23 protein-coding genes and 1 tRNA gene are annotated in these 22,286 nt (G+C 64.9%); 21 read left to right on the top strand and 3 right to left on the bottom strand.

The window, feature by feature from the left end; genetic code table 11:
* Positions 1-2 precede the first annotated feature (2 nt).
* The 6 genes from AC1MLZ_RS12285 (at position 3) to AC1MLZ_RS12260 (ending at position 4,681) form a co-directional block, all read left to right on the top strand.
* Entirely contained in the window at positions 3-1,136 is a 1,134-nt protein-coding gene (locus AC1MLZ_RS12285; RefSeq protein ID WP_480958714.1) for an NAD(P) transhydrogenase subunit alpha, read from the top strand.
* 104 nt (positions 1,137-1,240) lie between these two features.
* Entirely contained in the window at positions 1,241-1,585 is a 345-nt protein-coding gene (locus AC1MLZ_RS12280) for an endonuclease domain-containing protein (protein ID WP_480958713.1), read from the top strand.
* A 2-nt stretch (positions 1,586-1,587) separates the two neighbouring features.
* Positions 1,588-1,893, top strand: coding sequence for an NAD(P) transhydrogenase subunit alpha part 2 (locus tag AC1MLZ_RS12275; RefSeq protein ID WP_480958712.1), 306 nt, complete (start codon positions 1,588-1,590; stop codon positions 1,891-1,893).
* Positions 1,894-2,006: 113 nt separating this feature from the next.
* On the top strand, positions 2,007-3,500 hold the full coding sequence (locus AC1MLZ_RS12270) for an NAD(P)(+) transhydrogenase (Re/Si-specific) subunit beta (protein WP_480958711.1): 1,494 nt from the start codon (positions 2,007-2,009) through the stop codon (positions 3,498-3,500).
* A gap of 101 nt (positions 3,501-3,601) precedes the next feature.
* Positions 3,602-4,543 carry a hypothetical protein gene (locus AC1MLZ_RS12265; protein ID WP_480958710.1) on the top strand — a complete coding sequence of 314 codons (942 nt, stop codon included), beginning with the start codon at positions 3,602-3,604 and terminating at the stop codon, positions 4,541-4,543.
* Positions 4,544-4,605: 62 nt separating this feature from the next.
* A tRNA-Val gene (locus AC1MLZ_RS12260) sits at positions 4,606-4,681 on the top strand.
* 3 nt (positions 4,682-4,684) lie between these two features.
* Here the strand turns inward: AC1MLZ_RS12260 and AC1MLZ_RS12255 are convergent.
* Positions 4,685-5,245, bottom strand: a complete 561-nt coding sequence (locus tag AC1MLZ_RS12255) for a helix-turn-helix domain-containing protein (RefSeq protein WP_480958709.1) — start codon at positions 5,243-5,245, stop codon at positions 4,685-4,687.
* Between the two features lie 124 nt (positions 5,246-5,369).
* On the opposite strand from AC1MLZ_RS12255, the gene AC1MLZ_RS12250 reads away from it, so the two are divergent.
* The 3 genes from AC1MLZ_RS12250 to AC1MLZ_RS12240 all read left to right on the top strand — a co-directional run bounded on the left by AC1MLZ_RS12250 (position 5,370) and on the right by AC1MLZ_RS12240 (position 7,271).
* Positions 5,370-5,834, top strand: coding sequence for a DUF6456 domain-containing protein (locus AC1MLZ_RS12250; RefSeq protein ID WP_480958708.1), 465 nt, complete (start codon positions 5,370-5,372; stop codon positions 5,832-5,834).
* Between the two features lie 182 nt (positions 5,835-6,016).
* The gene (dapF, locus tag AC1MLZ_RS12245; RefSeq protein WP_480958707.1) at positions 6,017-6,955 is read left to right on the top strand and encodes a diaminopimelate epimerase; all 939 of its coding nucleotides are present in this window, start codon (positions 6,017-6,019) and stop codon (positions 6,953-6,955) included.
* Positions 6,956-7,037: 82 nt separating this feature from the next.
* Positions 7,038-7,271 (top strand): fasciclin domain-containing protein, encoded by a 234-nt coding sequence (locus AC1MLZ_RS12240; protein WP_480958706.1) that lies wholly within the window; start codon positions 7,038-7,040, stop codon positions 7,269-7,271.
* A gap of 216 nt (positions 7,272-7,487) precedes the next feature.
* Here AC1MLZ_RS12240 and AC1MLZ_RS12235 read toward each other — a convergent pair whose 3' ends face one another.
* A complete protein-coding gene (locus AC1MLZ_RS12235) occupies positions 7,488-8,753 on the bottom strand; it encodes a NupC/NupG family nucleoside CNT transporter (protein ID WP_480958705.1) in 1,266 nt (421 codons plus the stop codon).
* A 124-nt stretch (positions 8,754-8,877) separates the two neighbouring features.
* Between AC1MLZ_RS12235 and AC1MLZ_RS12230 the strand changes: the two genes are divergently transcribed.
* The 7 genes from AC1MLZ_RS12230 to AC1MLZ_RS12200 all read left to right on the top strand — a co-directional run bounded on the left by AC1MLZ_RS12230 (position 8,878) and on the right by AC1MLZ_RS12200 (position 15,734).
* Entirely contained in the window at positions 8,878-9,525 is a 648-nt protein-coding gene (locus AC1MLZ_RS12230; RefSeq protein WP_480958704.1) for a queuosine precursor transporter, read from the top strand.
* Between the two features lie 138 nt (positions 9,526-9,663).
* Entirely contained in the window at positions 9,664-10,581 is a 918-nt protein-coding gene (argB, locus tag AC1MLZ_RS12225; RefSeq protein ID WP_480958703.1) for an acetylglutamate kinase, read from the top strand.
* Between the two features lie 252 nt (positions 10,582-10,833).
* Positions 10,834-11,136: a YggT family protein gene (locus tag AC1MLZ_RS12220; RefSeq protein WP_056066456.1), complete on the top strand. Its 303-nt coding sequence runs from the start codon at positions 10,834-10,836 to the stop codon at positions 11,134-11,136.
* A 123-nt stretch (positions 11,137-11,259) separates the two neighbouring features.
* Positions 11,260-12,426, top strand: a complete 1,167-nt coding sequence (gene crtY, locus AC1MLZ_RS12215; RefSeq protein WP_480958702.1) for a lycopene beta-cyclase CrtY — start codon at positions 11,260-11,262, stop codon at positions 12,424-12,426.
* Positions 12,423-13,901, top strand: coding sequence for a phytoene desaturase (locus AC1MLZ_RS12210; protein ID WP_480958701.1), 1,479 nt, complete (start codon positions 12,423-12,425; stop codon positions 13,899-13,901). Before crtY ends, AC1MLZ_RS12210 begins: the two co-directional genes overlap by 4 nt.
* A 188-nt stretch (positions 13,902-14,089) precedes the next feature.
* Positions 14,090-14,671, top strand: coding sequence for an LOG family protein (locus AC1MLZ_RS12205; protein WP_480958700.1), 582 nt, complete (start codon positions 14,090-14,092; stop codon positions 14,669-14,671).
* A gap of 112 nt (positions 14,672-14,783) precedes the next feature.
* Positions 14,784-15,734, top strand: coding sequence for a phytoene/squalene synthase family protein (locus AC1MLZ_RS12200; RefSeq protein ID WP_480958699.1), 951 nt, complete (start codon positions 14,784-14,786; stop codon positions 15,732-15,734).
* Positions 15,735-15,861: 127 nt separating this feature from the next.
* Here the strand turns inward: AC1MLZ_RS12200 and AC1MLZ_RS12195 are convergent, their stop codons facing one another.
* Positions 15,862-16,227: a hypothetical protein gene (locus tag AC1MLZ_RS12195; protein ID WP_480958698.1), complete on the bottom strand. Its 366-nt coding sequence runs from the start codon at positions 16,225-16,227 to the stop codon at positions 15,862-15,864.
* On the opposite strand from AC1MLZ_RS12195, the gene AC1MLZ_RS12190 reads away from it, so the two are divergent.
* The 5 genes from AC1MLZ_RS12190 to AC1MLZ_RS12170 all read left to right on the top strand — a co-directional run bounded on the left by AC1MLZ_RS12190 (position 16,226) and on the right by AC1MLZ_RS12170 (position 22,199).
* Positions 16,226-18,052: an ABCB family ABC transporter ATP-binding protein/permease gene (locus AC1MLZ_RS12190; RefSeq protein WP_480958697.1), complete on the top strand. Its 1,827-nt coding sequence runs from the start codon at positions 16,226-16,228 to the stop codon at positions 18,050-18,052. The genes AC1MLZ_RS12195 and AC1MLZ_RS12190 overlap by 2 nt on opposite strands.
* A gap of 96 nt (positions 18,053-18,148) precedes the next feature.
* Positions 18,149-19,432, top strand: coding sequence for a ParB N-terminal domain-containing protein (locus AC1MLZ_RS12185; RefSeq protein WP_480958696.1), 1,284 nt, complete (start codon positions 18,149-18,151; stop codon positions 19,430-19,432).
* Positions 19,433-19,609: 177 nt separating this feature from the next.
* On the top strand, positions 19,610-21,379 hold the full coding sequence (gene recQ, locus AC1MLZ_RS12180) for a DNA helicase RecQ (RefSeq protein WP_480958695.1): 1,770 nt from the start codon (positions 19,610-19,612) through the stop codon (positions 21,377-21,379).
* Positions 21,376-21,804: a protein tyrosine phosphatase family protein gene (locus AC1MLZ_RS12175; protein WP_480958694.1), complete on the top strand. Its 429-nt coding sequence runs from the start codon at positions 21,376-21,378 to the stop codon at positions 21,802-21,804. Before recQ ends, AC1MLZ_RS12175 begins: the two co-directional genes overlap by 4 nt.
* Positions 21,801-22,199, top strand: coding sequence for a hypothetical protein (locus tag AC1MLZ_RS12170; RefSeq protein WP_480958693.1), 399 nt, complete (start codon positions 21,801-21,803; stop codon positions 22,197-22,199). Before AC1MLZ_RS12175 ends, AC1MLZ_RS12170 begins: the two co-directional genes overlap by 4 nt.
* The last annotated feature ends 87 nt before the right edge of the window (positions 22,200-22,286 follow it).

Below are 22,286 nucleotides of genomic sequence, written 5' to 3'. Positions count from 1 at the left end.
GCATGAAGATCGCCGTCCTGAAAGAGCAAGCGGACGGCGAGCGGCGGGTTTCCGCGACGCCGGAAACCGTGCGGAAATTCATCGCGCTGGGTGCGACGCTGGCGGTGGAGGCGGGAGCGGGCGATACCGCATCGATTGCGAACACAGCGTATTCGGACGCCGGTGCCGCGGTGGGCGATCGCGCCGCAACTTTGGCCGGCGCGGATATCGTGCTGGGCGTGCAGGGGCCTGATCCCGCCGGACTGGGCGCGGGACTGGGCGGGGTCTCGCCAGGGGCGTGGATCGTCGCGAGCCTTAATCCCTTCGCCGAGCGTGCGCGGATCGAGATGTATGCCGCCGCCGGCTACGAGGCTCTGGCGATGGAGTTCATGCCGCGGATTACGCGCGCGCAATCGATGGACATCCTGTCGTCGCAATCGAACCTGTCGGGCTACAAGGCGGTGCTGGATGCCGCCGCCGAATATGACCGCGCGTTTCCGATGATGATGACCGCAGCGGGCACGATTAGTGCGGCCAAGGCGTTCGTGATGGGCGTCGGCGTGGCGGGGCTTCAGGCGATCGCGACCGCGCGGCGTCTTGGGGCTCAGGTTTCGGCCACCGACGTGCGAGCAGCAACTCGCGAACAGATCCAGTCGCTGGGTGCAAAACCGATCTTCGTCGAGAATGTCGCCGGAATCGAGGGCGAGGGAACGGGCGGGTACGCCGGTGAGATGTCGCCCGAATACCAGGCGGCGCAAGCCGAGCTCGTATCAGGACATATCGCCAAGCAGGATATCGTCATCACCACCGCGCTGATCCCCGGACGTGCCGCACCGCGGCTGATCTCGGCGGCACAGGTGGCGAGCATGAAACCGGGCTCGGTGATCGTCGATCTCGCGGTCGAGCAGGGCGGCAACGTTGAGGGTTCGGTCGCGGGCGAAGTGGTCGTGGTGAACGGCGTGAAGATCGTCGGCCACCGCAACGTGCCCTCGCGCCTCGCGGCAGACGCCAGCGCGCTGTTTTCCCGCAACCTGTTCAACTTCCTGAATGCCTTCTGGGACAAGGAGGCTGGGCGACCCGTACTCGACGCCGAGATCGGCGACGCGATCCGCCTGACGCAAGGCGGCAAGATCGTGAACCCAAGGCTGCTGGCATGATAATCCTCCCCGGTACGGGGAGGGGGACCGGCGCAGCCGGTGGAGGGGGCGTGCCGCGCATGCTACGCTCCGAAGTATCACTGGCGCGCAGATTGCGGCGCGAAATGAGCCTTCCGGAAGTGCTGCTATGGGAGCAGCTCCGGGGACAAAAGACCGGCTTCAAGTTCCGTCATCAGCATCCGATCGGCCCGTATATTTGCGACTTCTACTGCGCCGCCGCCAAGCTCGCGGTAGAGGTAGATGGCGAGTTCCACGGACGTGGCGACCGCCCCGAACGCGACATCGGTCGCGACCGATTTTTCGAACAGAATGGCTACCGGGTGCTGCGAGTGGCGGCAGGTGAGGTGCTGAGGGATATCCAGGCCGTGGTGACGATGATCGTATCGTCCGCGGCCAGCCCCCTCCACCAGCCTGCGGCCGGTCCCTCTCCCCGTACCAGGGAGGATTAACAATGGACTTTATCGCGATCCTGTCGATCTTCGTGCTGGCGTGTTTCGTCGGGTATTTCGTGGTCTGGGCGGTGACGCCCGCGCTGCACACGCCGTTGATGGCGGTTACCAATGCGATCTCCTCGGTCATCATCGTCGGTGCGCTGATCGCCGCCGCTGCAGCAGGAATTGGTGCAGGATCGGACGTCGCCAAAGCGCTCGGGTTGCTCGCGGTCGTGCTGGCGAGCATCAATATCTTCGGCGGTTTCGCAGTCACTGCGCGGATGCTGGCGATGTACAAGAAGAAGGAACGGCCGGTCGCCAAGTAGCGACCGTCATCCCAGCGAAAGCTGGGATCTCGTGCGACTCCAGCTTTGCGCGAGCAACCGGGAGATGCCAGCCTTCGCTGGCATGACGAAGTGGGTAAGTGGGGACGAACGCGATGCATGAACTGACGGTCAGCCCCTGGGCATCGCTCGCCTATCTGGTCGCGGGGGTGTGTTTCATCCTCGCGTTGCGCGGACTGTCGAGCCCGGCATCGAGCCAGCGCGGCAACCGCTTCGGAATCATCGGCATGACGATCGCGGTCGTGACGACGCTGGTGACGCATGTGCCGGTCGCGGGAGGGATGATCGATCGCGCCGACCTTTACGGGGAAACGTGGACTTACGATGCGCTAACGATTGCCGAAATTCTCACGGCCATAGTGATTGGCGCCATCATCGGCCTAGTCACCGCGAAGAAGATCGCGATGACCGCGATGCCGCAGCTCGTCGCCGCATTCCACAGCCTCGTCGGGCTCGCCGCAGTACTGGTCGGCGTCGCCGCATACCTCAACCCGCAGGCGTTCGGGATATCCGACCTCGTGATCCCGCTGATCGGCCAGCCGTTCGCGGTCATCCACCCGGTCAGCCGGATCGAACTCGGGCTCGGCGTCGCGATCGGTGCGATCACCTTCTCGGGCTCGGTCATCGCCTTCCTAAAGCTCAACGGCAACATGGGCGGCAAGCCGATCATGCTGCCGGGCCGCCACGTCATCAATCTCGCGCTGCTCGCTGCCATCCTCGGCCTGATCGCGTATTTCGTCACCGATCAGTCGGCGTGGATCTTCTGGACGATCACGGGCTTGAGCTTCGTCATCGGCTTCCTGCTGATCGTCCCGATCGGCGGCGCGGACATGCCGGTGGTCGTCAGCATGCTCAATTCCTATTCGGGCTGGGCGGCGGCGGCGATGGGCTTCACGCTGCACAACAGCGCGATGATCATCACCGGCGCGCTGGTCGGCAGCTCGGGCGCGATCCTCAGCTACATCATGTGCCGTGCTATGAACCGCAGCTTCATCAGCGTGATCGCGGGCGGCTTCGGCGCGGTCGCGGAGACCAGCGGCGGCGCGATTGCGAGCGATCGCCCGTGGAAGCGCGGCTCGGCGGAGGACGCCGCGTTCCTGATGAGCCAGGCCGAGCAGGTCATCATCGTCCCCGGCTACGGCATGGCGGTCGCGCAGGCGCAGCACGTGCTCCGCGAGATGGGCGACAAGCTGAAGGCCGAGGGGGTGCGCGTGAAATATGCGATCCACCCCGTCGCAGGGCGGATGCCGGGGCACATGAACGTGCTGCTGGCCGAGGCGAACGTGCCCTATGACGACGTATTCGAGCTGGAGGATATCAACAGCGAGTTCGCACAGACCGACGTCGCGTTCGTGATCGGGGCGAACGACGTGACCAACCCTGCCGCCAAGACCGACAAGTCGTCGCCGATCTACGGCATGCCCGTGCTCGACGTCGAAAAGGCCAAGACCGTGCTGTTCATCAAGCGATCGATGGGCGGCGTCGGCTATGCCGGTGTCGATAACGAGCTGTTCTACCGCGACAATACGATGATGCTGCTGGCCGATGCGAAGAAGATGGTCGAGGATATCGTCAAGGCGCTCGACTGAGCTTTGCCGGTAAAGTTCCCAACTCCAACGGAACTCGATCCAGTTCGGGTATAACTCTTGGTCTGACGCTGGTTATTCTCGCTAGCATAGCGGAGGCCTTGATGACCCGACCGGACAACGAACCCGATACGGCAGATTACAATACCGGGATCGACGCGGTCCTGGTCGCCGCTGCGGGTGCACCGGATCGGCTTACCGTTGCGCTCGGCGCGTTACATGGGCGGATCGTGGGCCGGCTCGATTGGCAGACCCCGTTCGGTGATCATGCCACGCCCCAGGTCATCGTTATCGAGGCTGTCGGGGTCGATCCCGCGCTGCTCGAAGAACGGCTGCCCGCGATCGTCGATCAGGCGGTTGCCTTGCAAGCAGGACTGGTGGTTGCCCTGACGTTCGACCAGATCGATGCGGTTACGGCGGCGACGCTCGGTGGCGGTACGCGATTGCTGGTGGACCCGACCGTTGCCGATTGCGTCGCTGCGATCGTGGTCGCGGCCGAGACTGCACGCAGCCCAACCGGCGTATTCGACGTCAGTCGCGAGACCGACGGCACGCGACTGGAGCGGCTGAACACGGAGGTTGCGCGGATCGCCGAGGCACTCGCTCGGCTGACACGCACGGAGATCGAGGATGGCACCCCAGCAGCACCGATCGTCGGCGACAGGACCAATAGCTACGGCGCGCCGCCGTCCTTGTCAGAGCCGAGCGCGGCGGATGTTCGTCGGGCGATCCGCGCGCGGCGGTTGCGCGACCAGTTCTTTGGCGCGACGTTGTTCGAGGATCCTGGCTGGGACATGCTGCTCGATCTGTATGCCGCTCAGTTGGAGCGGGGACGCGTATCGGTTTCGAGCCTTTGCATCGCCGCTGCGGTCGCACCGACGACGGCGCTGCGCTGGATCGCGCGGATGACCGACACCGGGTTGTTCGAACGCCGCCCCGACATGCACGACCGACGGCGCGCCTTCATGGTGCTTTCCGATCGCGCGAGCGAGGCGATGCGCGGGTTTATCCTGGCCACCAGAGGTGCGGACTTGCGGATTCCGTGATCGCCAAGCCCTTTTAGCTTGCCCCGGCCGCCGGGCTTTGGCATCGGACGTCCACCCGAGAGGGGCGATTAGCTCAGTTGGTAGAGCGTCTCGTTTACACCGAGAATGTCGGCGGTTCGAGCCCGTCATCGCCCACCATTCCTATAGTTCGCGGACAAGCCGCACGGCGACTGCGATCCAGGCGGGGTTTGCGATGTTCTGCAACTGCGTGCCCGCGCCCGGCGGCAGGACAGTAATGTCGCTGTCGCATCCAGTCAGCCGTCCGAACGCGAACCGCCCTGCCGGTTGCGGCACGAGTACGTCGCGGTTGAGCGCACTTGCGAAATCGCCGGGGCTCAGCATCGCCGCCCAGATCACGTCCCCGGCGCGGTAATCGCCTGTGCCGTTCGCGACGGTGATCGCGACCTGCCCAGGCGCGACCTGGGGCGGGAGCACGGTCGTGGTCCGGCGCGGGGCATGGACGCCGCGGCCATCGAGGATCGCAGCGACGGGCAGGTCGGCCCGGTCGGGCAACGTCACGAGATCGCTCGCCTCGATGCCCAGCGCGGCCGCGATCCGGTTGAGCCAGCCAATCGACACGGTGCGCGTGCCCGTCTCGAGCCGGCCGATCGTCTGCGCGGTCGTCGGCGGGGCACAGCGCCGCGCGACATCCTCCAGCGTCAGGCCCTTGGCGCGGCGGACTTCGCGAATGGCAGTGATCATTGCACCAGAATCATCGAGGGGATCATCGAAATACTCCAAACCAGATGGGTTATTCCTCTGTCCTACAACCGTGTCGATATGGCAACCGCCGGAGATGACGTGGAGCGGCAGAGGGAGACGACGGATGCGCGAGCTGGTGGAACGATCGATCGATTCGGAGGGCGTTCCCCAGCCATCGGGGGCGCGGCGGGGGCGGATGGTGACGGTCAATCTGGCAGAATCACCGCTCGGGTGGCTGCGGTCGCGCGGACTGGTCGATGCGCGGCAATTCGCGGCGGGAGAACAGTTGCGCGCCGATTACGAGCGGGCTTCGATCGCGCCGAGCGTGACGATGCGCTGGGCGGAGCGGGTCGATGGAGGCGGGCATGACGGGCTCGATCCGACCTCGGCGCAGATCGCGGCGAAGCGACAGTTCGACACCGCGATCGCCGCGGCGGGGCCGGGGCTTGCGGATATCCTGTGGCGCGTGGTCTGTGCGGGGGAAGGGCTGCCCGCTGCGGAGAAGGCGCTGCACTGGCCGGCGCGGGCCGGGCGGCTGGTCCTGACGCTCGCGCTCGATCGCCTCGCGGCGCATTATGGGATTGGGTAGCGCAGGGCGCCGAACCCGATCACCCGACCTCACGATCCTCTCCCGCCAGGGGGAGGATCGTGAGGTCGACGATCCGAGCTACGATTTTCTTGCAAGTCCTCCCAGCGCCCCCACCCAACCGGCCTGCAACCTCGCCCCGGTCCGCACTCGCTTTGCCCGCCACGCATCCCTAAGTGGCAGCCATGCGCTTCAACCTCATCAAATGCCACGGCTCCGGCAACGACTTCCCCTTGATCGACGCGCGTGTGTCGACGCTGGACGACGCTGCCTGGGCGGCCGTCGCGCGCGCGCTCGCGGATCGCGATGGGCCGGTTGGGGGCGATGGCCTGCTCCTGCTCACCGGCGGCGACGAGACCCGCGCGTTCGGCATGCGGATGTTCAACTCCGATGGCAGCGAGTCCGAGACGTGCCTCAACGGCCTGCGATGCGTCGCGCGCGCCGGGTTCGCAGCGAGCGGTGCCGAGACCGCAACGGCGTTGCTCAAGACCAGCGATGCGATCGTCATGCACGATGCAGACATCGCCACAGGCGTCTTCACCGTGCGCGAAATCGCAGGGCCGGCGTCGCTAGACGTCACCGCGTGGCCGATGGAAGCCGGCGCGGATCGCATCGTCGACCGGCCGATCGCCGGCTTGCCGACGGCCCGCGCCTTCACCGCCGTCGCCATGCCCAATCCCCATCTCGTGACGTTCGTGGATGCCGTCGACGAGGCGGAGCTCGTCCGCGTGGGTGAGGCGTGCGAGGCGGCACCCGATTGGTTGCCCAACCGCGCGAACGTCAGTTTCGTCGAGGTCCGTGGCCGCGACCTGTTCGTGCGGACGTTCGAACGCGGCGTTGGGCTGACCAACAGTTGCGGAAGCGCGATGGCGGCATCGACCTATGCCGCGTGCCTGACCGGGCGGATCGCCTACGACACGCCGACGACCGTGTTCAACAAGGGCGGGCTGGTCCGCGCCGAGGCGAGCGGGGCGGCGATGGTCACGTTATCCGGCAATGCGACGTTCGAATGGAGCGGCTCGATCGACGTCGATCTTGCAACGGCGACGGCAAGCGACCTGATCATCACGCAGCGGCATGACGACGAAATCGCGGCTTGGGACAGGCTTATCGCAACGATCTGAAACACGGCTGCATCATTCTCCAATCCGGCCGTATCTCCCCGCAGAAGCGTCGGACGATCGGCGCAGTGCAGGAGAGCATGCCGTGAATCACGTGTTTCGTACCGCGATCGTCGCCGTCGCCATCGCCGCCAAGGCGAAGGCGAACGGCGACACCGCGACCTACGCCACCGTGCAGGGCGAGCCGCTGATGTTCATGAAGGCTGGCAGCGGCTGGGGCATCATGGACGGCAAGGGCCACAAGGGCCGCGTCACGATCGCCAACGTCATGCAGTCGAACGGCGTGATCCACGTCGTCGACACGGTGATGCTGCCGTAATCAGGCCATCACGGGAGATAGCTGCTTCGCTTGCCCCGCGGGGTGGTTCGTCGGGCCCGTTGCCGGAAGGTGGCGGGCCCGATTGCGTTCGCGGGCCCCGTCGTCTCATTGCCGTCGTCTCAACCCCTCCGTCATCCTCACGAAAGTCAGGATCCAGGGTAACAAACGCCACCCTCGTGGCTCTGGATCCTGACTTTCGTCAGGATGACGGAAGGGTCAGCCGATCAGCAGACCCGCGAGCGCGGCGGACATCAGGTTCGCCAAACTCCCCGCGGCCAGTGCGCGCAGACCCAACTTCGCGATCATCGGCCGCTGGTTCGGGGCAAGGCTCCCCGTCACCGCCATCTGGATCGCGATCGAAGAGAAGTTCGCGAAACCGCACAGCGAGAAGGTGATGACCGCGATCGTCCGCAGGCTCAGCCCCTGTTGCGTGCCGAGCGAGATGTACGCGACGAATTCGTTCAGCACGATCTTCTGCCCGAACAACCCACCGGCGATTCCGGCCTCGCTCCACGGCACGTTCAGCAGGAACATGATCGGCGCGAACACATAGCCGAGCAGCCCCTGGAAGCTCAGCCCCGGCAGCCCGATCATGTTGCCAAGCCCGCCGAGCAGACCGTTCGCGAGCGCAACGAGTGCCACGAACGCCAACACCATCGCACCGACCGCGACGGCCAGGCGCACCCCGGTCTGCGCGCCCTGGGCTGCGGCCATGATCAGATTGGCGGGCTTTTCCTCGTCGTGCGTGGCTTGTGGCATGGGTTCGCCCGCCGACGATTCACCCAGCAGATCGCCAAGTGCGAGTTCGCCCTCCGGCGGCATGACGCGGTCGGGCATGATGATCTTCGCCATCAGGATCCCGCCCGGCGCCGCCATGAAGCTCGCCGCCAGCAGGTAATCGATGCGGATGCCCATCGACGCGTAGGCCGCAAGGATCGTGCCCGCGACGCCCGCCATGCCGCTGGTCATCACCGTGAACAACTGCGCTGGTGTAAGGCCCGCGAGATACGGCCGGATGACGAGCGGCGATTCGCTTTGGCCGACGAAGATGTTCGCCGCGGCGCACAGCGATTCGACCTTCGACACGCCGATGACCTTCTCGATCCCGCCGCCGACCCAGCGCACCACCAACTGCATGATGCCGAGATAATAGAGGATCGAGACGAGGCTGGCGAAGAAGATGATGACCGGCAGCGCGGCGATCGCGAAGCTCTGTCCGCCGATCTCGGGCGTCGCCATCTTGCCGAACAGGAATTCGGTGCCCTTCTGCGAATAGCCGAGCAGGTTGGCGACGCCGCCAGACATGCTGCCCAGCACGACCTTGCCGAAGCTCGAATACAGCACGAGCACGGCGATCCCGGCCTGCAGCGCGAACGCGGCGCCGACGATACGCAGGCGGATCGCGCGGCGGTCGCTCGACAGCAGCACGGCGATGCCCAGGATGACGGCGATGCCCGCCAAACCGATGAAGAGTCTTTCCATGGACGCCCTGCATTTTTAACTGACACGCGCCGCCCCCCGGCTGCGCAAGCCAGCGACATGACACGCGCGCGCCGTGCTCGCTAGTCATTTGACGGCGCGGCGGTTTTCGCTAGCGTCCCTGGCGATGGATAAGTTGCCCCCCGCGTTCCCGCGTTCGCTCTTCGTTTTTTCGGTCCTCTATGGCGGCATGGTGTGCATCGCCGGCGTGCTGGGGGTTAAACAGGTCGCACTCGGCCCGCTCGCCGTGGAGGCAGGGATCTTCGGCTTCCTGCTGCTGGTGGTGCTGAGCAGCGCGATCGCCGAACTGCACGGCCAGAAGACCGCAACGTTCCTGGTGCGCCTCGGGTTTATCCCGCTGCTGGTGTCGGCCGCGCTGATCCACCTGGTGCTGGCCCTGCCGCACGATCCGGGGATGTACCCGCCCGCGGTCGACGCGTTCCCGATCGTGGTCGGCCAGAGCTCGCGGATGATGATCGCGGGGCTGATCTCGTACGGGATCTCGCAGACGCTCAACGTGCTGATTTTCTCGAAGCTGTCGGGACAGGTCGGCAGCGGCGAGGGCAAGCTGGTGTGGCTCCGCGGCATGATCGCGAGCATCATTTCGCAGATCATCGATACCATCCTGTTCATCACCATCTCGTTCCTCGGCGAACGGCCGATTTTGGCGTTGATGGAGGGCCAGATGCTGACCAAGGTCGTGCTGTCGATCGTGCTGGTGCCGTTCCTGATCACGTTCTTCGTGCGATTGGGGCGGCGGCTGGACCGGGTCTGAGCTTCCCGATGTAAAGCGCGCATTATTTCCCCGCGAAGGCGGGGACCCAGACTGGGCTCCCGCCTTCGCGGGAGAACAAGGAAGCGAGAGCAACGTCCGCGGCTTTCGCTCCCCCCCTCGACTGGCTAAGGGATCGGCATGACCGATCACACGCCCGATCCCGCCCTGCTCGCCAAGGCGGAAACGCTCACCGAGGCGCTGCCGTATCTGCAGCGCTACGCCGGCAAGACGTTCGTCGTGAAATACGGCGGCCACGCGATGGGCGACCCCGAGCTCCAGCGCGATTTCGCGGAGGACATGGTGTTGCTGAAGGCAGTCGGCATCAACCCGGTCGTCGTCCACGGCGGCGGCCCGCAGATCGGCGCCATGCTCAAGCGCCTCGGCGTCGAATCGCGCTTCGTCGACGGCTTGCGCGTGACAGACGCGGAAACCGCGCAGATCGCCGAAATGGTTCTGGCCGGCTCGATCAACAAGGAAATCGTCGGCTGGATCGGCCAGGCGGGCGGCCGCGCGGTCGGGATTTCGGGCAAGGACGCAGGGCTCGTCCTTGCGCGGAAAGTCGGCCACGGCCGCGAGCCGGACAAGCTCCAGGGCATCGAGCGCCACGTCGACCTCGGGTTCGTCGGTGAGCCGATCGCCGTCGACCGGACGATCCTCGACACGCTGATCGCCGCCGACATCATCCCGGTAATCGCACCGATCGGGATCGGCGCCGACGGTCACACCTACAACATCAACGCCGACACGATGGCAGGCGCGATCGCCGCCGCAATGGGGGCGGCCCGCTTCTTCTTGCTGACCGATATCGTCGGCGTGCTCGACAAGCAGGGCGAATTGCTGACCGACCTCGATCCGGCGCGGATCGCCGAACTGCGCGCCGATGGTACGGTCACCGGTGGCATGATCCCCAAGCTCGACACCTGCGTCGCAGCGGTGGAATCGGGCGTCGATGCCGCGGTGATCATCGACGGCCGCGTGCCGCATGCGATGCTGCTGGAGATCTTCACCAAGCAGGGCGCGGGCACGCTGGTCAGCGCGAACGGGCGCTCGCGGTAAGGGGCTCTCGTCGCGTCCTGGCGCAAAAATACTTCCGTCAGTCAGCCCACCACCACGCCGTCATCCCAGCGAAAGCTGGGATCTCCCGGTTCGAGCCCACCGCTCGCCAACGGGGATACCCCAGCTTTCGCTGGGGTGACAAAGAAAGCGGGGTGACGGAGGGGGCCGGAGTTAAGACGGGATAATAGCACAGGCCTTCTCGTTCTCCCCCCGCCCCCTTATATCGGCAATACACCAGCGGAGACCCACGCCTTGATCGCCCTTCTTCAGATCGTCCAGTTGCTGCTCACCGTCATCTGGTGGATCATCGTCGTACAGGCGATCCTGTCATGGCTGATCGCGTTCAACGTCATCAACACGCACAGCGATTTCGTCCGCACCGTGTGGACCGCGCTGCAACGCATGACCGAGCCGATGTACCGCCCGATCCGCCGCGTTCTCCCCGATTTCGGCGCGCTGGACCTGTCGCCGCTGGTCGTGTTGCTGATCCTCTACATCCTCAGCAACATCGTCATCCCGAACATCGCGCAGAATTACCTCGTCGCGACCTATTGAGGTCGGCGTTTCGGGCTTCTGTCACCCCGCCTGCAATGGCCGCCTGCAATGCAGGTTGTTTTCGCCCGTGATTACGCGGGAAAGGTTGTTTTCGGCTGCGTGACTTTGCGCTAGTCCGAGCGGATGGCATCGACGATCTCCTGCGACGTCGCGATCGTTGGCGCGGGTTTGGCCGGCGGGATGATCGCGCTGGCGCTCAAGGCCAGGCATCCGGCGCTCGACGTGCGGCTGGTCGACTCCGCTGACGTCATCGGCGGCAACCATCTCTGGTCGTTCTTTGGAAGCGACGTAGCGCAGGCCGATCGCTGGATCGTCGCGCCGCTCGTGGTGCATGCGTGGCGCGGGTACGACGTACGCTTTCCGGCACATGAGCGGACGATCGATGCGACCTATTATTCGATCGAGAGCACGCGGCTGGACCGCGAAGTCCGCCGCGTCCTGCCGCCGCATGCTTTGATGCTCGGGCGGAAAGTGTCGGGGGCGAGTGCGACCGCGGTGGTGCTGGCGGATGGCGACCGGATCGAGGCCACCGGCGTGATCGACGCGCGAGGGGCGGGTGATCTGTCGTTGCTCAATCTCGCGTGGCAGAAGTTTCTCGGGCGCGAACTGGCGCTGGCGGTGCCGCACGGAAGTCCGCGGCCGATGGTGATGGACGCCACTATTCCGCAGATCGACGGGTATCGGTTCGTCTACTGCCTGCCGTTCAGTGCGAACCGGATGTTCGTCGAGGACACCTATTATAGCGACACACCCGATCTCGATATTCCGGTGCTGGGCGCGCGGATCGATGAGTATGTCGCCGGGCGTGGCTGGTCGGTGGCGAGCGTCGAGCGTGAGGAGTCGGGCGTGCTGCCGGTTGCTATGGGCGGCGATTTCGAGGCGTATTGGCGGTCGGGCGGCGCGCATGTCGCCAAGGCAGGCATGCGTGCGGGAATGTTTCATCCAACTACGGGCTACTCGCTGCCGGACGCGGTGCGGACCGCCGCGATGCTGGCGAGCCTCAGCGATTTCGCGGGTGCCCATCTACATGACGCGACGCATGCGATGGCACGCGCGACGTGGAAAAGCCGCGGCTTCTACCGGATGCTCGACACGATGTTGTTCCGCGCCGCCGAGCCGGAGGAACGCTACCGTATCCTCGAGCGCTTCTACCGCCTGTCACCCTCGCTGATAGGCCGTTTCTATGCCGGACGCTCGACCCTCGCCGACAAGGCGCGGGTCCTGACCGGCAAGCCCCCCGTCCCCATCGTGCGCGCCGTCCGCGCCATCGCAGGCAGTATGTCATCATGAAGACCGCAATAGTCATCGGCGCAGGGTTTGGCGGGTTGGCGCTCGCGATCCGGCTGCAATCCGCGGGCGTGCAGACGACGATCGTCGAGAGCCGCGACAAGCCGGGCGGGCGCGGGTATTTCTGGGAGCGTGACGGATTCACGTTCGATGCGGGCCCAACCGTGATCACTGATCCCGATTGCCTGCGCGAATTGTGGGCGCTGACCGGGCGCGACATGAGCGAGGATGTGACGCTCGATCCGGTGCTGCCATTTTATCGGCTGAACTGGCCCGACGGGACGAATTTCGACTACACCAACGACGATACGCTGATGCGGTCGGAGATCGAGCGGCTGCATCCGGGCGACTGGGAAGGCTATCTGAAGTTCCTCGATTACTCCGCCGGGGTATTCAAGGAAGGCTATGAAAAGCTCGGCCACGTCGCGTTCCTCGACTTCGGATCGATGATCAAGGCGGCGCCCGCGCTGGCGAAATACCAGGCGTGGCGGTCGGTCTATTCGATCGTGTCGAGCTTCGTGAAGTCGGAGAAATTGCGCGAGGCGTTGAGCTTCCACACGCTGCTGGTCGGCGGCAATCCGATGACGACGAGCGCGATCTATGCGCTGATCCACAAGCTGGAGCGTGACGGCGGGGTGTGGTTCGCGCGTGGGGGCACGAACCGGCTGGTGGCGGCGCTCGTCACACAGTTCGAGCGCTTGGGCGGCGTGTTGCGGCTCGACGATCCGGTGACGTCGATCGAGACGCTCGGTGACCGCGCGACCGGGGTTACGTGCGCGAGCGGCTGGTCGGCGCAGGCGGATGCGGTCGCCGCGAACAGCGACATCATGCATACGTACCGCGACCTGCTGGCGACGTCGCGCAGTGCGAAGCGCAAGACGGGTTCGCTCGAGCGGAAGAAATATTCGCCGTCGCTGTTCGTCGTGCATTTCGGGATCAAGGGCACGTGGCCCGGCATCCCGCACCACATGATCCTGTTCGGGCCGCGCTATAAGGGGCTGCTCGAGGACATCTACGATCACGGCGTGCTGTCGGAAGATTTCTCGTTGTACCTGCATCACCCGACCGTCACCGATCCTTCGCTGGCGCCAGAGGGGTATTCGACGTTTTATGCGTTGGCGCCGGTGCCGCATTTGGGGAAATTCCCGGTCGACTGGGACGAGATCGCGCCGATCCTTGAGAAGCGCATCCTCGACGAGATCGGGCGGCGGTTGATCCCGGATATCCATGAGCGGATCGTGACGAAATTCTCGTATGCGCCGAAGGACTTTGCGCAGGATCTGAACGCGCATCTTGGGAGCGCCTTCTCGCTGGAGCCGGTGTTGACGCAGAGCGCGTATTTCCGGGTGCACAACCGGGACGAGCATATTCCGAACTTATACTTCGTGGGAGCTGGGACGCATCCTGGGGCTGGGATTCCTGGAGTGGTGGGAAGTGCCAAGGCTACGGCTCGGCTGATGTTGGAAGGCGAGAAGTAAGGTTTGTTCGCGCGGAGGCGCGGAGACGCGGAGGTGTTGCGCTTGTCGCGTAGCGACCGTGTCTCCAACGGGTTACGGAACGAGTATGAAGACAGCGCGAGCGCTGTTCGGAAAGAAACACCTCCGCGTCTCCGCGTGAACCCATTCTTCCCTTGCGGCACCCCGCGCGCTTCCCCTAGCGAGGCAGGATGAAGAGACTTGCTGTGTATTGCGGGTCGGCTACGCCGGCTGATCCCACCTATATCGAGGGCGCTCGGGCGCTTGGTCGAACCTTTGCCGAGCGGGGGATTGGCCTCGTTTATGGCGGGGGCCGCCTTGGGCTCATGGGCGCGATCGCCGACGGCGCGCTCGAGGGCGGCGGTGAGGTTATCGGCGTCATTCCGCAGGCGCTGGTTGATGCCGAGGTTGCGCATCGAGGGCTTACCGAACTGCATGTCGTGCAGGGGATGCATCAGCGGAAGCAGATGTTCACCGATCTCTCCGACGGGTTCGTGACGATTCCGGGTGGGACGGGCACGATGGACGAGTTGTGGGAGGCGCTGAGCTGGGCGCAGCTTGGCTATCATGCCGACCCGGTCGGGTTGCTGAATACGGCCGGCTATTACGATCACCTGATCGCGTTCTGGGAGAAGATGGGCGAGGTTGGCTTTTTGCGGCCGCAGCACCGGGATCTGCTGATTATTGCGGATACGCTGGATGTGCTGCTCGACCGGATGGCGCGCCACGTGCCGACGCAGCCGATCGTGCGGATGAACGCGTCGGATTTGTGAGTTCTGCGACAGTGAACTTCGTCCCTTCTAGTTCTCCCGCGAAAGCGGGAGCCCAGGAGTCGCTGGCGCAGCGTTTGTGGTCCTGGGCCCCCGCCTTCGCGGGGGAACAAGAATGAGTCAGTCGCTTCCGAGCCGCGAGGCGATCGTTGCTACCGCGCATGAATCGATCTCGCGTGGATCGAAGAGTTTCGCCGCGGCCAGCCTGTTGTTCGACAAGCCGACGCGCGAGCGGGCTTGGCTGCTCTACGCATGGTGCCGGCGGTGCGACGATATCGCGGACGGGCAGGATCATGGCCACGGCATGACCGTCGTCGAGGATGCGCCCGCGCGGCTCGTCGCTCTGTCGGCGATGACCGAGCAGGCGCTGGCGGGCGAAGTCGTCGGCGAACCGGCGTTCGATGCGCTGCGGATATTTGCGGCCGAGACTCGGCTGCCGAAGCGGTTTGCGCGTGATCTGGTCGAGGGGTTCGCGCTGGATGCGCGCGAGTGGCGGCCGCGGTCGGAGAACGACCTCTACAAATATTGCTACCATGTCGCGGGTGTCGTCGGGTGCATGATGGCGATTGCGATGGGCGTCGATCCCGAGGACGAGGACACGCTCGACCGCGCGTGCGACTTGGGTATGGCGTTCCAGCTCGCCAATATCGTGCGCGACGTCGAGGAGGATGACCGTGTGGGGCGGTGCTACCTGCCGGAGGACTGGCTGGTCGAGATGGACTTTCCGCCGGGGCAGCACATGAAGCCGCCGTTCCGCTCGCGGCTCGCGGTGTTGACGAAGCGGATGGCGGATCGGGCGGCGGCGTTCGAGGCCAGCGCCCGGCAAGGGACCCCGGCGCTGTCGTTCCGTTCGGCCTGGGCCGTGCTGTCGGCAGCGGGGATCTATGGCGCGATCGGGCGGACCGTAGCGGCTCGGGGCGAGCATGCATGGGACCACCGGGTGACGACGTCGGGGATGCAGAAGCTGGGGTTCATCGTGACGGCAGCACGAGAGGCGGCTCGGCGGGATACGCTGTATCCGCGGACTGCGCGAGATACACGGTTATGGACTCGGCCTAGGGTCTGACCCTCACTGGCCCCGACTACTCCGTCATCCCGGACTTGTTCCGGGATCCACCGTTCCACACAGTCTCACGCATCGAGCTCGGGGATGGGTGGATGCCGGAACAAGCCCGGCATGACGAAAATACCAGTCAGCCTTGCGGCTTAGCCTTGCCCACCTTCGCCATGAGCTGACCGCTCGCACGGCAGTTCGCGCCGATCATGGGATACGGAACGTCGGTGTTCTGAGCCAACTGGTTGGGCAGCGCCGCGCGGCACTGGGCCATTGTCTCGTAACGCGCCGGGATCACGCGCGCCTCGGTGCAATTCACGTTGCCGTCACTGCAGCCCATGATGGCCATGACGTAGAACAGCGGTTCCATTTCATTCTCCAGTGGATCGCGGTGGCAGGCGTTGGGCCCGAGGTCGGACACGGTAATTAAAGCGACGAAGTGGCGGGATTGTTCCCCCAACTGCTTTCGCCGGGGCTTGACTGCGCCTACATCGCTTCGATCCATGCCACCTGACACGTACACCTCCCGCGCGGATCAACCGCTGCTCCCGACGCTCCGCCGCTTCCTGCCGTTCCTGTGGCCGGCGGGGCAGCCGAAGCTGAAGGCGCGGATCGTCCTCGCGATGCTGCTGGTGATCGCGTCGAAGCTGATCCAGGTCTTTGGCGCGGCGTTTACGCTGAAATACGCGGTCGATCGGATGGCGGGGAACGATCGCGGGGCGCTGACGCTCGTCGTGCTGCTGGTCGTCGGGTACGCCGCGTCGCGGTTCGGGACGACCTTGTTCGACAACCTGCGCAACGCGGTGTTCGAGCGCGTCGGGCAGGACGCGTCGCGGCGGCTGGCGGCGCAGGTGTTTCGCCATCTGCATGCACTGAGCCTCGATTTCCATCTGTCGCGGCGGACCGGCGCGGTCACCAAGGTGGTCGAGCGCGGGACCAAGAGCATCGATACGATGCTGTATTTCCTGCTGTTCAACATCGCTCCCACGGTGTTCGAACTGGTGCTGGTGCTGGGACTCTTCTGGACCAAGTTCGGCTGGCCGCTGGTCGTCGCGACGGTGGTGATGGTGGTCGGCTATATCGCGTTCACGCGAATGGTGACCGACTGGCGCAATGCCCTGCGCGCGCGTATGAACGACCTCGATACCGGGGCGGTCGCGCATGCGGTGGATTCGCTGCTGAACTTCGAAACGGTGAAGTATTTCGGCGCGGAGGAGCGTGAGGCGAAGCGCTACGACAGCGCGATCACGGCCTATTCCGAGGCCGCGGTGAAGAGCGAGAATTCGCTCGCGTGGTTGAACCTTGGCCAGGCGCTCATCACCAACCTGATGCTGGCGGGCGGCATGGGCTTCGTCGTGTGGCGGTGGAGCCGTGGGCTCGCGTCCGCCGGCGACGTGGTGTTCGTGTCGACGTTGCTGGCGCAGCTGTTCCGGCCGCTCGACCTGCTGGGGATGGTGTATCGCACGATCCGGCAGGGCGCGCTCGACATGGCGGCGATGTTCGACCTGATCGATACGCCGGCGACCGTGGTGGATGCGCCGGGTGCGCCTGCGCTGGCGGTGAGTGCGGGGCATGTGCGGTTCGAGGGGGTGTCGTTCGGCTATGACGCGGGGCGGCCGATCTTGCGCGATCTGGAGCTGGACGTGCCGGCGGGGTCGACGCTGGCGGTGGTCGGGCCGTCGGGCGCGGGCAAATCGACGCTCGCGCGGTTGCTGTACCGGTTTTATGATCTGACGGGCGGGCGGATTACCGTCGATGGGCAGGATATCGCCCGGGTCGCGCAGGCTTCGTTGCGGGCGGCGATCGGGATCGTGCCGCAGGATACCGTGCTGTTCAACGACACGATCGGGTACAATATCGCTTATGGCCGCGAAGGGGCGGAGATGCCTGAGGTCGAGATGGCGGCCAAGGGCGCGGCGATCGCTGGGTTCATCGAGCGCCAGCCTTTGGGGTATGAGACGCGCGTGGGCGAGCGCGGATTGAAGCTGTCGGGCGGCGAAAAGCAACGCGTGGCGATCGCGCGGACGCTGCTCAAGAACCCGCCGATCTTGATTTTGGACGAGGCTACGTCGGCGCTCGATAGTCGCACCGAGGCGGAGATCCTGGGTACGCTGGAGGCGATCGAGCGCGGGCGGACGACGATCGTGATCGCGCACCGGCTTTCCACGGTCGTGCATGCGGACCAGATCGTCGTGCTGGAGGCGGGGCGGATCGTCGAGAAGGGGACGCATGCGGACCTGCTTCGGCAGGGCGGCGTGTATGCGGAGATGTGGAACCGGCAGGCTCAGGAGCGGGCCGGGGAGGATGATGGGGCGTTGGCGGCGGAGTAGGGTCGCTTAAAACATCCGCCCTCCGCCGTGTTGAAGCTATCTACGTTTCCGCTGACATCTAGGTCTGCTAACTCCGTGCCAGCGGGGAGATCTAAATTGGCCTACGAAGAGCTAAATGTTGGCGATCTACGAGTAAATCCGGCAAATGATCGGCACGGGGAGGTCGGCAGCGAAGATCTCGCTATCGCTGAGTTGTTCCGATTACACGATGCACCAATGCGGAACCTTGCAGCCGACATAGCCGCCGTTGGCGCGGTGTACGACCCGCCCCTCGCGATGCCGACCGACGATGGCTTTGTTGTCTTCGACGGAAACCGCCGCGTCACCTGCCTCAAGTTACTGCTCGACCCCACGCGCGCTCCCACAGCGGATTTGCAAACGCACTTTTCCACCCTGCGCGATGGGGCAAACGGAGAAATCCCGGTAAGCCTGATCTGCCAGATTGAAGGTGATCGCAATCTGATCGACAGCATTCTCTTTCGCCGACACACCGGTTCGCAGAAAGGGGTAGGGCAACTCGATTGGAATGATCGGGCTAAGCTGAACTTCGTGGAGCGCACCGGACAGGAAAGTGGAATAAACGTCGCGGCGGAGGTCGAACGCCTGCTGGCCGAGGTCAATCGCCTTCCGGAGGGAAACATTCCGTGGTCCACGTTGACGCGACTGCTCTCCTCCGAGGAGTTCCGCAATCGAGCCGGCATCAGCACCGCCGGGCGGCGCTTTCGTATCACGCATGACCACGGAGCGGTCGTTGACGCTCTGGATCGGATCGCCAGCGATCTTGCCAATCAGGTCGTTACGCTCGGCGACCTCTGGAACAACGAGGGTAAGCGCGCCTACCTCAATCGGTTGCAACAAAAGGGCGTCCTTCCGGTTGAAAACGAGAGGCTGCCAGATCCGGTTGATGCTGGAGGTGCCGCTCGCAATCCGCGAAGAAATCCGCCGCCTCGGCCGCCCCAGACGACATTCATTCCGGCGAACGCCCCGCATATACAGTGGATCGCTGCGCAACAGCGGGCCAGAGCGATCTGGGAAGAGTTACAATCGCTAACGCTGAGAGAGCACCCGAACGCGACATCGGCGCTGATGCGCATCCTGCTTGAGCTTTCCGTCGAGAGCTACATCGCCGAGCATGGATTGAATGTGCCAGACAATCTGTCGCGCAAAGTTGGCGCGGTCGCCGCCGATCTGCTCCAGCGGCAGATCATCGACCGCGCCTATTTTGATGAGCTGGAACGGATCAGGCTCAACGATCAACTGATCTCCGTCGCAAGCATGCAGCGCTATATCCATTCCCCTGATTTCGCGCCGATGGAAAACGAGCTTAGAACGTACTGGGTGAGGTTGGGACGTTTCTTCGTAGCGACACTCAACCGATAACGGCACCTCCGGGACACCCAATCGCTTGTTGCGACTATAAATTGTCTCGAGGCGGACTCAACCAATCAGCGTCGCTTAGCGTAATGTGAGCTTTTCCTAACCCGCCCTCTTAGATACGTCGCCACGAACAGCCCCCTCCGCCTCGACATCGCGTGGAGGATCGCTACCTAGACGGCAATGGCTCTCGACCCCCTTCCCGATCTCCAGCGCATCTTTGGCTTTCCTGATTTTCGTGGCGTGCAGCGCGATGTCGTTGATCGGGTGCTCGCGGGGCAGCGGACGCTGGCGGTCATGCCGACCGGGGCGGGGAAGTCGCTCTGTTACCAGTTGCCGGCGACGATGCTGGAGGGGACGTGCGTGGTCGTGTCGCCCTTGATCGCGTTGATGCATGACCAGTTGCGCGCCGCGACCGCGGTTGGGATCAAGGCGGCGACTTTGACGTCGGTCGATACCAATCGCGAGGAGACGATCGCACGGTTCCGCGCGGGGGATCTCGACCTGCTGTACGTCGCGCCTGAACGCGCTTCGAACGAGAGTTTCCGCAACCTGCTCAGCCAGGCTCGGATCAGCCTGTTCGCGATCGACGAGGCGCATTGCGTCAGCGAATGGGGGCATGATTTCCGGCCGGACTACCGGTTGCTGCGACCGTTACTCGACAGTTTTCCTGACGTGCCTCGGCTCGCGCTGACGGCGACTGCGGACGCGCATACGCGGGCGGATATCCTGGAGCAGTTGGGGATTTCGCGCGAGGGGCTGATCGTGTCGGGGTTCGACCGGCCGAACATCCGTTATGCGATTTCCGGGCGCGACAACGTCAATCGGCAGATCGCGGACATCCTCGAGAAGATACCGGGGCCGGGGATCGTCTACGCCCAGACGCGCGCGGCGACCGAGAAGCTGGCAGAGGCGCTGGGGCGGAGCGGCCGGCCTACGCGAGCGTATCATGCGGGGCTCGATCCGCAGGTGCGGGCGAAGAACCAGGCGGATTTCGTCGCGAGCGAGGACATGGTGATCTGCGCGACGGTCGCGTTCGGGATGGGGATCGACAAGCCCGACGTCCGCTTCGTAGCCCACGCCGGGCTGCCGAAATCGATCGAGGCCTATTATCAGGAAACCGGGCGCGCGGGGCGTGACGGCGATCCGGCGATCGCGCACCTGTTCTGGGGCGCGGAGGATTTCGCGCGCGCTCGGCAGCGGATCGGCGAGGTCGAGCCCGAGCGGCAGGCGGGCGAACGGCAGCGGCTGACGGCGATGGGCGGACTGGTCGAGACGGCCGGGTGCCGGCGGCGGATCCTGCTCAAGCATTTCGGCGAGGAGCGGCTCGAGGATTGCGGGAATTGCGACAATTGCCTCGGTAATGTCGATGCGGTGGACGCGACCGAGACGGCGCGGAAATTCCTGTCGGCGGTATTCCGGACCGGGCAGATGTTCGGCGTCGGGTATATCGAGGGCATCCTGACGGGGGTGTCGTCGGAGCGGAGCCTGATGAACGGGCATGAGGCGCTGTCGGTGTACGGGATCGTCGATGGCGACGAGGTGGCGTTGCTGAAGCCTGTGTCGCGGGCGTTGATGCTGAAGGATGCATTGCGCACCAATCCGCATGGGGGCCTCGAGTTCGGGCCGGCGGCGAAGGCTATCCTCAAGGGCGAGGCGACGGTTTCGATCGTCGTGCCGCCCAAGCGAGAACGGCGGCGCAAGGCTGTCGCAGGCGCGACTCCTAACCCCGTAGACGATCCGCTGTTCGAGGCGTTGCGCGTGCGGCGGCGCGATCTGGCGAAGGAGGCGGGCGTTCCACCGTATGTGATCTTCCACGATTCGGTGCTGCGTGACATGGCGGCGCAGCGGCCGGCTTCGCGGGCAGCGCTCGCGGTGCTTTCGGGCATTGGCGCGCGCAAACTCGACGCCTATGGGGATGCCTTCCTCCAGGTTATCCGCGAGTCCGCATGATACGGCACATCAACGAAAGTATTTCGGTCGCGCCACAGATCGCGGTCGAGCACGTCGCGGAGATCGCCGCGGCGGGCTTCAAGACGATCGTCAACAACCGGCCCGACGACGAGGATGCGGGACAGCCTTCGGGTGATACGATCCGGGTTGCGGCGGAGGCGGCGGGCCTCAATTACGTCGCGATTCCCGTGACGCATGCGGGGTTCTCGCATCCGCAGATCGACGCGATGACGCAGGCGCTGGTCGATGCGGAAGGACCGGTGCTGGCGTATTGCCGATCGGGGACGCGGAGCTGCAATTTGTGGGCGCTGGCGGCGGCGAAGGCCGGGCGGAACCCGAACCTGTTGCTCGCGCAGGCCGAGGACGCCGGGTATGATCTGCGCGGAATTCGACCGATGCTGGACGCGCTCGCAGGGCCGCGATGACACCTGCGATCGTCGGCGGCATCGTGGCCGTCGTTGTGGTGATACTCGGCAGTCTGGGTTGGGTCGTCGTGCGGATGCGGCGGGTCGTGAAGATCGATACGCCGGAAGAGGTCGCGGACGCGGCGCAGGCGCAGCTTCGCGGATTTGCGGTGGCAGGGGCCGTGGTCGGTGCGGATGGCCAGGGCGCGCTGGCGATCGCGGATGATGGTCGAGTCGCTGCGGTCAAGCGGATCGGCAAGACTCTGGCGGTGCGCGAGGTGTCGTGGAGGACGGTGCGCGCTACGCAGGACGGCATCCTGGTGGAGACCGGGGACAAGACGCTGGGTGCGGTTATGCTGGCAAAGGTCGATGTCCTCGATATCCGCAGGTTGGCGCCGAAGAGCGTGCGGGTCTAGCGATCCATACGCGCCGCGGTAATTCTGCGGCAGCGGTCCTGACGCTTGCGGAACGTTTGGCGCTTCGACGCGTCGCCGCACTGGATG

The sequence above is a fragment of the Sphingomonas sp. PEI4 genome (assembly GCF_056679955.1).
This window is presented reverse-complemented; position numbering and strand designations above follow the sequence as displayed.